We start from the raw sequence: 12,220 nt of genomic DNA on the forward strand, positions 1-12,220 counted from the left end.
TAGAGCATTTGATTGAAGCTCAAAGTGTCGGCAGTTCGATTCTGTCCCGAGCCATCTGGAGGGGTAGCGAAGTGGCTAAACGCGGCGGACTGTAAATCCGCTCCTTAGGGTTCGGCAGTTCGAATCTGCCCCCCTCCATTCATTAAATAGTTTAACTATTTAGGGGTATAGTTTAAAGGTAGAACAGCGGTCTCCAAAACCGTTAGTGTGGGTTCGATTCCTGCTACCCCTGTTATTATATTATGGCGATCGTGGCGAAGTGGTTAACGCATCGGTTTGTGGCACCGACATTCGGGGGTTCGATTCCCCTCGTTCGCCTATTTTATATTATCATTGGGGTATAGCCAAGCGGTAAGGCAACGGACTTTGACTCCGTCATTCGTTGGTTCGAATCCAGCTACCCCAGTTTTTTTATATAGAAATGGCGGTATAGCCAAGTGGTAAGGCAGAGGTCTGCAAAACCTTTATCATCGGTTCAAATCCGTTTACCGCCTTTATATGCCGGCGTGGCGGAATTGGCAGACGCGCTGGACTCAAAATCCAGTGCCCGCGAGGGCGTGCCGGTTCGACCCCGGCCGCCGGTACTAAGTTTAAACTAGAAATGTTGTTAAATCAGCATTTCTAGTTTTTTTATTCATAAAAATTTTGTAGGCAAAATGTGCGCAAATTTTAACTACAAAGTTTGTGAATTTAAAGTATAATTTCAATGCTATTAATTTTTAAAGGAGTTAAATATGACAATATTAGATGAACTGGAACAATATCCTAAGGTGTTCATTCAAAAAGGATATTCTGAAGAGAAGAAGTACAAAGTCAAAGCTGACAAGAATTATTTTTTAAAAATTTCTCCTCTATCTTTTACTAAAAAGAAGGATTTAGAAGTAAAGTATATTTCAGCTTTAGAAAAAGAAATCAAATTTCCAAAATTAGTAGAAATGAAGTTTGAAACCAATTCAATTTTAAGTTTATACGAATGGATTGATGGAGTTGATATTAGAGATTATGCGTCTAAATTAACAGGAGAAGAACTTTATCAATATGGTATGCAAGCTGGAGTTTTTCTAAAAAAGATACATTCGATTTCTATTGAAGAAGCTTCAGTAAATTGGCATGAATTTTATATACAGAAGTCAAAGAAATATATTCATTCTTTTAAAAAACTGAATGAAAATTTTGCAAAAATTGAAATGTTTATTGATTTTATTCAAAGTCATCAATTTTTATTAAAAGATAGACCCATTTCATTATGTCATGGAGATTATCATGTAGGAAATATGATGATTGAATTAGAAACAAAAAAGCTCGTTATTATTGATTTTGGTTCTTTAGAGATTGGTGATCCTATGGAAGAGTTTAATCGCATGATTTGGACTGCACAATTATCTGAAGATTTTGCGACGGGTTTTGTAAATGGATATTTTGATGGAGAGAAGATTCCTGATGAATTTTGGGAATTAATGGCGTATTATATGGCTTGTGATGTAGTGGGCTCTATTCCTTGGGCTATGAATTTTGGAGTTAATCAATTAGATATTATGTTTAAAAGGGTAAAATTAGTGTTAGATTGGTTTGATGATTTTGAACGAGTAATTCCTAAGTTTTATAAAGGAAATAACACTGAAAAGGTAGGTAAATTTTAATGGATATTCAACAATACAAACAAATGTTAGAGCAGCCATGGGGTAAAATTCAATATGAAATTACTTTTGCTCAATTAGCTCATTTAGAAAATAAGAAAATTCTAGATTTTGGTTCAGGTTTTGGTTTAGTAAGTCAATTTCTAGCTCAAAATAATGAAGTCGTTGCGATTGAACCACAGGAAGAAATGTTATTTGCCTATTCCAATCATCGTTATGAAAAAATCTTAGGCAGCTTAGAGCAAGTTAAAATTTTTGAATCAGAATCTTTTGATATTGTTTTGTGTCATAATGTATTAGAATATATCGATGAAAATTGTCGAGTGAACTATCTTTCTGAATTAAAGAGAGTGTTAAAACGAGATGGGAAGTTATCTATTATTAAACATAATCAAGTTGGTAAAATTATGCAAGCAGTTGTCTTTTCAAATGATGTTGATCAAGCATTAGATTTATTAAATGGAAATGAATTTAAAAGTGTTTCTTTTTCTCAAGGAACAACGTATACCATTGATGAATTATTGGAAATGTCAAAAATGAAATTGGAAAACTATCAAGCTATCCGTACATTTTATAGTCTGCAGATGAATGAAGTAAAAACGAAAGATAACTGGTTAGAAAAGATGACTGAAATGGAACTTGCAGTATGTGATTTGTATCCGTATAAAGATATTAGTTTCTTACAACATGTATGGCTAGTGAAGGAATAACAGTTTAATTTTCTTGTAAGTATTAATATCGTATGGTAGAGTTTAATTATCGAATTTAAAGGAGAATTAAAATGAATAGAAATGAAGTTATTGAATTACAACATAAACGTTTTGCTGTAAAAAAATATGATCCGAATCGTCGTATTTCAGATGAAGATTGGGATACATTAGTAGAAGTAGGACGTTTAGCTCCATCATCCCTTGGTTTTGAACCTTGGAAAATGCTTTTATTAGAAAATAAACAAATGAGAGAAGATTTGAAAGAAATGGCATGGGGAGCTATTAATAGTTTAGAAGCTGCAAGTCATTTTGTCATTTTCCTTGCTCGAAAAGGTGTTACTTATGATAGTGAGTATGTTGCAAAGTTGATGAAGGAAGTAAAAAATCGTGACTATGATCCAACTTCACGATTTGCTGCTCGTGTGAAGAGCTTCCATGAAATCGATGCAACATTAAATGATGAAAGAACATTATTTGACTGGGCTAGTAAACAAACGTATATTCAAATGGCAAATATGATGTCTGCAGCAACACTTTTAGGAATTGATTCTTTACCGATTGAGGGATTTAATAGAGAAAAAGTAGAAGCTTACTTAAAAGAAAAAGGATACTTAAATACGGATGAATTTGGTGTATCTGTCATGGCAAGTTTTGGATATCGTGATCAAGAAATTACTCCTAAAGTTCGTTGGAATAAAGAAGCAATTTACGAAGTGATTGAATAATATATAGATATAAATTAGTAAACTGTTTAGAGAAATTTTATGATTTCTTTAAGCAGTTTTTCTTTATACTAATAAGCGGGAGATTGTTAAAATTATATAAAAAACGCTTTTTTTCCGAATTTATAAACAATTTATTTTTATTAACGAATATAGCATTAAATTTTTTATTCTATGTTTGAGTTTTTTTCTTTAATTAATAGTTTTAGATGTAAAAAGTTTGTGAAATTTAATGAATTTAAAATTCTTAAGAGGTTAGTATTATAAATTTAAATAAAATTTAAATATTTTTAATGTATGCTTTTTTTATTTTATGGAATAAATATAATAGAAGTTTAAATTTCAATTTTTTCTAACAACTTTTTTTATTAACAATAAAAAAGTAAAATTTTGAAAAGAAAATATGAAACAAAAACAAGGAATTCGGATTTATTCTTTATGAATAAAATTTCGAAAACTTTCATAATAAATTTTCTTCAAAATTCAAGAAATAATCTTGATACTCTAGTTGTTTGTTCTATAATAAAGGTGAATAAAATTTAGGAGGGGTAAATATGTGTAGCATCGAGAAATTAGTAATGAAAATTCAAAATGGAGAAGATGAGGAAGCTTTTGTTTTATTAGAGAATAAAATTAAACCTTTAATGCATATGATGTATTACCGTCATTTCTATTATTGTGTTGAATTAGAAGACTTTATTCAAGAAGCTAGTTTTTTACTCTTCTATGCAGCACAAAAATTTGATTTTCAAAAAGGTAAATCATTTCTTGCATATTATAGAAAATCTTTAAAAAACTATGCAATACAATTAGTTCGTCGTGAACATCGTGAAAGTGTTATTCCAGAGAAATATATATGCAAATATGATATATCTAATCTTAAACATCATCTTTCTGTTGAAGAAGAATTTTTATTAAGAGAAGAAATGCCTAGGTATGGGGATTCATTATCAGCATTTGAAAAAGCAGTGTTTTATTTTTATACAAGTGGATATTCTTTTGAAGAAATAGCAGAAAAATCTAATAAATCTGTTGCAGCTATAAAAAGTGCTTTTCATCGTTGTCATAAAAAATTTAAACTTTTTTATGAATCTATTCATAAAGATAAAGCTTATTAAAAAGTATAAATGTCTTGCAACTTTCTCCATTCTAACAAGAGGACTAATATTTATTATTAGCCTATTGTATGATATACTATATAAGGTATATTAGGTGTCGAGAATGACACGAAAAGGAGGACCGTTTGTGGTTGCATTAAGTTTAAGAGCACAAAATATTGGTATTGATTTAGGAACTGCTAATACAATTGTTTATCTTGAAAATGAAGGTATTGTGACACGTGAACCATCTGTAGTCGCAAAAAATATAGTTACGGAAGAAATTATCGCTGTCGGTCAAAATGCATTTGATATGATTGGGCGAACACCAGAAAATATTGTCGCAGTTAGACCAATGAAAGATGGTGTAATTGCGGATTATAATACAACAACAGCAATGTTAAAATATTTTGTACAATCAATTGTAGGTCGTTCTTTCTTTAAACCGATTGTAATGATATGTGTTCCAAGTGGAATTACAGATGTTGAAAAAAGAGCGGTATTAGATGCTACAAAATACGCTGGTGCTAAAGAAGCTTATGTGGTTGAAGAGCCATTTGCAGCAGCTGTTGGAGCAGGATTACCAGTACAAGATCCAACTGGTAGTATGATTGTAGATATTGGTGGTGGCACGACTGATGTAGCAACAATTTCATTGGGTGGAATTGTTAATAGTCAATCAATTCGTATCGGTGGTGATGAATTAAATGAAGCCATTGTATTGCATGTGCGTAAAAAATACAATTTATTAATTGGTGAAAGAACAGCTGAAGATTTAAAAATTCAATTAGGTTCGGCTTCAGTAGAAAAATCATCTGCATATGGAAGTATGCAAGTTCGTGGACGTGATATGGTTTCAGGCTTACCAAGAATTATTGAAGTAGAAGCTGTGGAAATTGCAGAAGCAATGAGTGAAATTATTACGCAAATTATTGATGCCGTAAGAGACGTTCTTGAACAAACACCGCCAGAAATTGCATCTGATGTCATTGATCATGGTATCGTATTAACAGGTGGTGGTGCATTGTTAAGAAATTTACCAGAAGTTATTTCTGATTATACACAAGTTCCTGCCTTTGTGGCAAATGATCCTTTGGATTGTGTTGCGTTAGGAACTGGAAAAATTTTAGCAAATCCATTATTAATGAAAAAATAATGAAAAGGAGACTGAACAGTGAATCCAATATTTTCGAACAAGAAATTAATTGGTTGGGTTTTAGGTGGAATTGTAACACTATTACTAATTACCTTTTCACTCACTGTTGGTAGTAATATCGTTTCGCAAGGTGTCAATGATGTGACGAATATTTTAGGAAGAATGCTTGCGTATCCTGCCAATAGTGTCAATGATTTTATGGAAAGTATTTCTAATTTAACAAATACTTATCAAGAAAATCAGACCTTAAAACAAAAAGTAGAAACAATCTATGAATTAGAAGTTCAATTAAATGACTTAAAAAAAGATAATGAAAAAATGAAGGAAGCGTTGAAGTTGCAAGATACTTTAAACGACTATACTTTAATTAATGCAACAGTTATTGCAAGAAATCCAGATACTTGGAGAGATATTGTTACGATTAATAAAGGAGCAAATGATGGCTTAACACCTCAAATGTCAGTTATGAGTGATAACGGATTAGTAGGTAAAGTATTAGATGTGAATCCTACAAGTGCTAGAGTTGCTTTATTATCGAATAATGATAATACTTTAGTTCGTGTTGCGGCGATGATTCAAGGAGAAAAAGAGTCCATTTATGGAACATTAACAGGATTTGACCATGAAAAAAATATTTTAATTATGAGTCAAATTCAAGCAACTCAGGAAATTAAAGTTGGAGATAAAGTTGTTACTTCTGGTTTAGGAGGAGTTTCTCCAAGCTCATTATATATTGGTACTGTTGAAGAAGTAGCGATGGATCGTTTTGGACTTTATAAAGAAGTTCGTATTAAACCAGCAGCTGATACAAATGATGTTCGTTATGTAACAGTGGTGAAGCGAACAAGTGAAAGTAGGACTGAATAATGCATACTTCAAAACGTATTTATTGGTTGCCAATTTTAATGATAATTACTTTTTTAATTGATGGAGTGATGATGAATCATTTTTCAGCATTTTTTATGGAATCAGGTTATACACTTGTTCCAAGAATTGTTGTTATAACATTAGTATTGTTTACTTTTATTATTGATCATTCGTCGATGTTTTGGTTTGCAATATTAGTTGGGTTTATGTACGATAGTTACTATTCTGGTATTTTGGGAATTTATATGGCTATTTTTGCAGTAATTGTTAGAGTGATTGGTCATATTAGAGGGAAAATTAGTATCAATCCTTTCACACTAGGCTTAGCATTAATTTTTTTACTGACAATTACTGAAACAGGTGTTTATATCATATATCATTTAATTGGTATTCAACATCTTACAGTCCAACAATTTTTAGTTCAAAGACTAGGAGCTAGTTTAGTGCTAAATATTGTATTGTATTATTTATTATATATTCCTTTGAAAAAATTTGCTTTATGGGTACAATTTGGTATATCCAATGAAAAAAATTCATTGCGATCTACTAGAAGAAATAAAGGAAATTCATATCATTAACATTAGAATGAAGCCGGTATTTTGCCGGCTTTTTATGTGCGAACATATGTACGAAAAAACTAGAAGAAAACGTTATAGTTGTGCTATAATAAAAGAGAAAAAGGAGGTATAATGATGAGCAATTTATATGATACAGCGAATCAATTAGAACGTGAACTTCGTCAATCAGAAGAGTTTTCTGCAGTGAAATCAGCTTTTGAAGCAGTTCAACAATCTGAAGAAGCAAAAGCTTTATTTGAAGAGTTCCGTGACATGAATGGAAAATTCCTACAAAAACAAATGAATGGTGAAGAATTAACTGAAGAAGATACAACTTATGCAAATGATTTATATCAAAAAGCAAGTTCTAATGAAGCTATTCAAGCATTAATGCAAGCAGAGCAACGTTTAAATACGGTAATGCAAGATATTAACCGCATTTTAACGACTTCATTACAAGAATTATATCAATAATTACATTGATCGAAACGGTCTTATTGATTTTTAGCCTATGAAATAAAATTCATAATGGACTAGAAGTGAATAGACCGTTTTATTTTATAGATAAGGAGTTTTTATGATTCGCTTTATTCATTGTGCTGATATACATTTAGGAAGCCCGTTTACTGGACTTCAACAAAAGAATAGTACGATTGCATTTCACGCAATAGAGGCTACTAAAAAAGCATTTTTAACACTAATTGAAACTGCAATCGAATATCACGTTGATTTTGTATTAATTTCTGGGGATCTTTTTGATTCTAGTTATCAACATATTCAGGAAAAACTTTTTCTAAAAGAACAATTTCAACGGTTAGCTCAAGAAGGGATTTATACCTATTTAATTCATGGAAATCATGATTATGGACGATTTACTGAAGAATGGAATAATGATTGGGTAAAAGTTTTTAAAAAGGAAGTTTCAACAGAAATATTGAAAACTTCTTCAGGAGAAAGTGTAGCTATTAGTGGATTTAGTTATGATACAAGATGGATAACAGAGTCAATGGCGTTGCAATTTCCAATGAAAAATGCATTAGTGGATTATCATATTGGAATGTACCATGGTCAAACTCGTACATCATCAGAGTCATCGGCAGCATATGCTCCATTCAAAGTGAGTGATTTAGAAAAACTTCATTATGATTATTGGGCATTGGGACATATTCACCGAGCTATGGATTTAGATGCTAATGGAAAGATTGCGTACTCTGGAACGATTCAAGGTCGGAGTTTTAAAGAAATAGGTGAAAAAGGTTTTTATCTCATTACTTTAAATAAAAATCTACCGATGCATAGACAATTTGTTACTTGTAATCCAATTGAATGGATGGAAATAGAATTTTTAATGGAAGAAGCTTATTCAATAGAACAGATTGTGTCACACCTTTATAGAGAAATTTCAGTTCAAAGATGGGATGTTGATAAAACTTATTTATTAAAATTTGTTTTAATAGTGGATAGAGGCTTTAATCAAACATGGTTGAAATTAATCGAAGAGATACTTCAAAAGGAAATTTCAAAAAAATATGAAAAATTACACTTAATAGAAATTGATGTCGAATTTAAAAAAGTTAAAACAAATAGTCAACTAAATATTGAATGGTTAGAAAGTGAAGATAGTCATCAAAAAAGATTACAACAAATTCAAAATATTGCCATGCAACATACGTTATTAGCGAAATATTTTTCAAAAGAAATGCATAGCGAAACATTTCATCATAAAATCATTCAGAAGGCAAAATTTTTAATCGAAATGAATATGGAAGAGGGTGATGAAAATGTATATTAATCGGATAGAAATTTTTGGTTATGGTAAGTGGTCAAAGGTACGAATGGATTTTCATCATCAATTGCAACTATTTCAAGGAAAAAATGAATCTGGAAAATCTACCTTGCGTTCTTTTATTCAGCATGTTTTGTTTGGTTTTCCAAAGAAAATTGCTGGAAAATATCCTTATGAATCTCAAAATGGAGGAATGATGGGAGGAAGAATTTGGGTAGAAGAAACGGAAGAAGGTTCTCTTTTTATAGAACGTTATATTAAAAATGGAAAAATATGTTTTCGTTGTGAAACTGCTTCAGGAAAAAGTTTATCAGAGGAAAGATGGAAACAATTGCTGTTTCAAATAGATGAAAAACAATATGCACAAGTCTTTGGATTTAATAAAGAGCAATTAGATCAATTTCAATTCTCTTCAAAACAGGAAATGGATCAGTTTTTGTATAGTGTTAGTTTAACGGGTAGTGAAGAGTGGATGAAATTATCTACAAAATTACAAAAGCAAGCAGAATCAATTTTTACACCTAAAGCTGTTAAAAGAGTGATAAACCAGCAATTACAACAATTAGATTTACAAATGTTGAAAATAGAAGAATTAGCTCAAAACAATGAATTATATGAAGAAACAGTCCAAAAATCTGAAAAGATTAAGCAAAAAATTCAAACTCTTTCACAACTGATTCAACATAAGCAAGAAAAAGAAAGAAAACTTCAATTATTACAATCTCATTGGAGTAGTTTTGAAAGATGGAAAGAAATAAAAAGTAAATTGAATTTCAATCAGAAAGATAATTGGAATTCTGAGTGGAAATATGAATTAGAACGCAATCGATTGGATTTTGAATGGAATGAACAGCAACTTCAAGAATTACAACAGGAGTATTCTTTATGGAAACAAAGACATCAAACTGAACAGCTACTAAAAGAAGATTCAAGATGGTCTCAGTTATTAACTATTTCTTTGATGGAAGATGAAATAGAAGAAAAGATACTACTTAGAAAAAAATTAAAAATAGAATTAGATGAATTAAAACAAAATATTATAGAGGAAGAAGAGTCCTGGAATATTCATCATGAATATTTACCCCAAAAAATTACAAAATTGGAAATTGGACAATTAGAAGAAAAAGTTCAGCAGGAGAAAGCTTTAAGAGTTGAAAAGATAGAATTGGAGACTCAAATCAATCGTTTAAAAGAGGAAAAAGAAAAAATCAAAGCTCACTCTAAAAAACAAAATAGGAACGATTATCAAACTAATGTTACTAGATTGTTTATTTTTAGTGGAGTAGTAATGATACTTTTATCTCTGCTTTTATTTACAAGTCCACTGTTTAAAGGAATTGGTGGAGGCATTGGTGGAGGCATTGGTTTACTAATCAGTTTATCTAGTTGGATATATGGAAAAAAATCTGTTCATCGAAATCAATTTGAGGAGTATTTTTCTAAAAGATTAGAAGAAATAAATATTGAATTAGAGCAAATTACTTTGCAACTAAAAAAAATTAATGATGAAGTTGAAAAAATCTCAAATGAAGTAGAAACTTGGAGAAAAGAATACGGATATCATGATTCAAATATTTCAGTTGAACAACTTTACCAAGGAGATATTTTAAAACCGATTCGATATTTTGTTGAACAAAGGAAATTAAAAGAAATCAATCTTAGTCAGATTGAAAAAGAATTAACTCAACTACAGTTAAATTGGCAATGGGTTTTTGAAGTAAAAAAAGAAGCGATTCCTCATACTATTGAGTTAAAATGGAAATTATTGAAAAAAATTATTCAAGAAGTGCAAAATTCTTATCAAAAAGAAATTCTTGAAATGAATGAAGGTTTAAAATTACAAGAACAAATTCAACAATTGTATAATGATAAACAATTCTTAGAAAATCAAAAAGCCGTTCTCTTTAAAGAGGCTAATGTACAAAATGTGGAAGAATTTTATCAAAAGGAATCAGCTTATGAAAGCAATCGTCTATTGACTCAACAATTTACTCAAATCGAGCAACAATTGAAAGATTATTTAGAAGACTTAGAAATGATTGAGAGTGAAGAAGAATTACAACAAAAAATAGAGCATTCTCATCAATCATTATTAAAGGTTCTCCAAGAAAATCAATCATTATTAGAAGAACAAGCGCAGTTAGTACAACAAATTCAACAGTTAGCAACAGATGGAACTTATCATGAACAACTGATTGAATTTGAATTATGGAAGTCAGAAGTTGAAGAACAATTAGTTGAATGGGCGAGTTGTTTATATGCTTCAAAATGGATTTTAGAAAGTTTACAAAAACAGTTACCGTCTCAAACCAATGAAGTCTTAGAGGATGCTAGTCATTACTTCAATCGCCTAACACAAGGTCGATATCAAGAAATTCGTATTCAAAATATGAAGGTTTCTGTACAAAATAATGAAGGGCAATGGTTATTTGCTAGTGAATTGTCTAGAGGTACATTAGATCAATTATTAGTCAGTATTCGTTTAGCATTTATTGAAAATCTTTCTTTCAAAATAGCATTACCTATATTAATCGATGATGGTTTTGTTAATTTTGATAGTGAACGTAAACAGATTATGTTACAATTAATTAAAGAGCTTTCAAGTAAAGTACAAGTAATCTATTTTTCATTAGATGATGAACCTTTTACGATTGCTGAAACACCTGCTAGCCTCATTAGGCTACAAAGATAGAAAGAAGAGGAATTCATGGTAAAAAAATTATATGATTATGCAGTAGATGAAGCATTAGAATTGTTTTTATTAATAAAAACAGCTGATGTGAGATTAGCCAAAAATGGGAAACCTTTTTTAGCTTTTACATTCCAAGATAAGTCTGGACAAATGGATGGAAAATACTGGTCTGCAACACATGAAGAAATTGAACGCTTCTCATCAGGAAGTATTGTTTATTTAGTTGGAAAAAGAGAAATTTTTAATGGAATGCCTCAAATTAAAATTACAGGACTACGTTTAGCAAGACCAGAATTTGGGGAACCAAGTGAAGTTTCAGATTTCTTAGAGCATGCTCCTATGAAAAGAGAAGAAATGGAAGAAGAGTTAAATTCTATTCTGTTTGAAATCATTAATCCAGTCATGAGAAGAATTGTGCATAAAATTTTAGGGAAGTATCAACAAGATTTCTTTGAATACCCTGCGGCTAAACGACACCATCATGCTTTTGCTGGTGGATTAAGTTATCATACATTATCAATGTTACGTTTAGCAAAATCCATTGCAGAACAATACCCTGAAGTGAATCGTTCATTACTCTTATCAGGAGTTCTATTACATGATATCGGTAAGATTATTGAATTATCAGGTGCAGTTGGAACAGAATATACACTTAAAGGAAAATTAATGGGTCATATTGTGTTAATGGATGAAGAAATTACAAAAGCCTGCGAAGAATTAGATATTGATCAAAGCCATGAAGATGTTGTTTTATTAAAACATTTAGTATTAGCACACCATGGTAAATTAGAATATGGTTCGCCAGTTCGTCCATTATTATTAGAGGCAGAGATTTTACATCATGTTGACTTAATGGATGCAAGTGTCACAATGATTACATCAGCTTTACAAAAAACAGCACCAGGACAATTTAGTGAACGAATTTTTGGGTTAGACAATCGAACATTTTATAAACCACGTACTGTAGAGTAGAAAATAAAAGTCTGTTTATCAGAC

Annotated in this window: 11 protein-coding genes and 6 tRNA genes; all 17 read left to right on the plus strand. The window is 30.7% G+C overall.

The annotated features are described in order from the left end of the window. The first annotated feature begins 57 nt into the window (after positions 1–57). The 17 genes from RWZ86_RS03945 to RWZ86_RS04025 all read left to right on the plus strand — a co-directional run bounded on the left by RWZ86_RS03945 (position 58) and on the right by RWZ86_RS04025 (position 12,196). Positions 58–138, plus strand: a tRNA-Tyr gene (locus tag RWZ86_RS03945). 23 nt (positions 139–161) lie between these two features. Beyond that, positions 162–232 (plus strand) — tRNA-Trp (locus RWZ86_RS03950). Positions 233–245: 13 nt separating this feature from the next. Next, positions 246–318 (plus strand) — tRNA-His (locus RWZ86_RS03955). A 16-nt stretch (positions 319–334) separates the two neighbouring features. After that, positions 335–406, plus strand: a tRNA-Gln gene (locus RWZ86_RS03960). A 17-nt stretch (positions 407–423) separates the two neighbouring features. Continuing rightward, positions 424–494, plus strand: a tRNA-Cys gene (locus RWZ86_RS03965). Positions 495–500: 6 nt separating this feature from the next. Next, positions 501–584 (plus strand) — tRNA-Leu (locus RWZ86_RS03970). A 150-nt stretch (positions 585–734) separates the two neighbouring features. Then, complete coding sequence (locus RWZ86_RS03975) at positions 735–1,640, plus strand: phosphotransferase (protein WP_314680195.1); 906 nt, start codon at positions 735–737, stop codon at positions 1,638–1,640. Next, complete coding sequence (locus RWZ86_RS03980) at positions 1,640–2,347, plus strand: methyltransferase domain-containing protein (RefSeq protein WP_314680196.1); 708 nt, start codon at positions 1,640–1,642, stop codon at positions 2,345–2,347. The genes RWZ86_RS03975 and RWZ86_RS03980 overlap by 1 nt, the downstream gene beginning before the upstream one ends. Positions 2,348–2,418: 71 nt before the next feature. After that, on the plus strand, positions 2,419–3,072 hold the full coding sequence (locus tag RWZ86_RS03985) for an NAD(P)H-dependent oxidoreductase (RefSeq protein ID WP_314680198.1): 654 nt from the start codon (positions 2,419–2,421) through the stop codon (positions 3,070–3,072). Positions 3,073–3,623: 551 nt separating this feature from the next. Next, positions 3,624–4,187, plus strand: a complete 564-nt coding sequence (locus RWZ86_RS03990) for a sigma-70 family RNA polymerase sigma factor (protein WP_314680200.1) — start codon at positions 3,624–3,626, stop codon at positions 4,185–4,187. 103 nt (positions 4,188–4,290) lie between these two features. Then, the gene (locus RWZ86_RS03995) at positions 4,291–5,322 is read left to right on the plus strand and encodes a rod shape-determining protein (RefSeq protein ID WP_314680202.1); all 1,032 of its coding nucleotides are present in this window, start codon (positions 4,291–4,293) and stop codon (positions 5,320–5,322) included. A gap of 18 nt (positions 5,323–5,340) precedes the next feature. Next, positions 5,341–6,189 carry a rod shape-determining protein MreC gene (gene mreC, locus RWZ86_RS04000; RefSeq protein WP_314680204.1) on the plus strand — a complete coding sequence of 283 codons (849 nt, stop codon included), beginning with the start codon at positions 5,341–5,343 and terminating at the stop codon, positions 6,187–6,189. After that, positions 6,189–6,767 (plus strand): rod shape-determining protein MreD, encoded by a 579-nt coding sequence (mreD, locus tag RWZ86_RS04005; protein WP_314680206.1) that lies wholly within the window; start codon positions 6,189–6,191, stop codon positions 6,765–6,767. Before mreC ends, mreD begins: the two co-directional genes overlap by 1 nt. Before the next feature lie 114 nt (positions 6,768–6,881). Further along, complete coding sequence (locus tag RWZ86_RS04010; RefSeq protein WP_314680208.1) at positions 6,882–7,220, plus strand: YlbF family regulator; 339 nt, start codon at positions 6,882–6,884, stop codon at positions 7,218–7,220. A gap of 103 nt (positions 7,221–7,323) precedes the next feature. Continuing rightward, the gene (locus RWZ86_RS04015; RefSeq protein ID WP_314680210.1) at positions 7,324–8,538 is read left to right on the plus strand and encodes a DNA repair exonuclease; all 1,215 of its coding nucleotides are present in this window, start codon (positions 7,324–7,326) and stop codon (positions 8,536–8,538) included. Beyond that, complete coding sequence (locus RWZ86_RS04020) at positions 8,528–11,224, plus strand: AAA family ATPase (protein ID WP_314680212.1); 2,697 nt, start codon at positions 8,528–8,530, stop codon at positions 11,222–11,224. Before RWZ86_RS04015 ends, RWZ86_RS04020 begins: the two co-directional genes overlap by 11 nt. Before the next feature lie 15 nt (positions 11,225–11,239). Further along, positions 11,240–12,196 carry an HD domain-containing protein gene (locus tag RWZ86_RS04025; RefSeq protein WP_314680215.1) on the plus strand — a complete coding sequence of 319 codons (957 nt, stop codon included), beginning with the start codon at positions 11,240–11,242 and terminating at the stop codon, positions 12,194–12,196. The last annotated feature ends 24 nt before the right edge of the window (positions 12,197–12,220 follow it).

It is taken from the genome of uncultured Granulicatella sp. (assembly GCF_963545075.1).
Lineage (GTDB): Bacteria > Bacillota > Bacilli > Lactobacillales > Aerococcaceae > Granulicatella.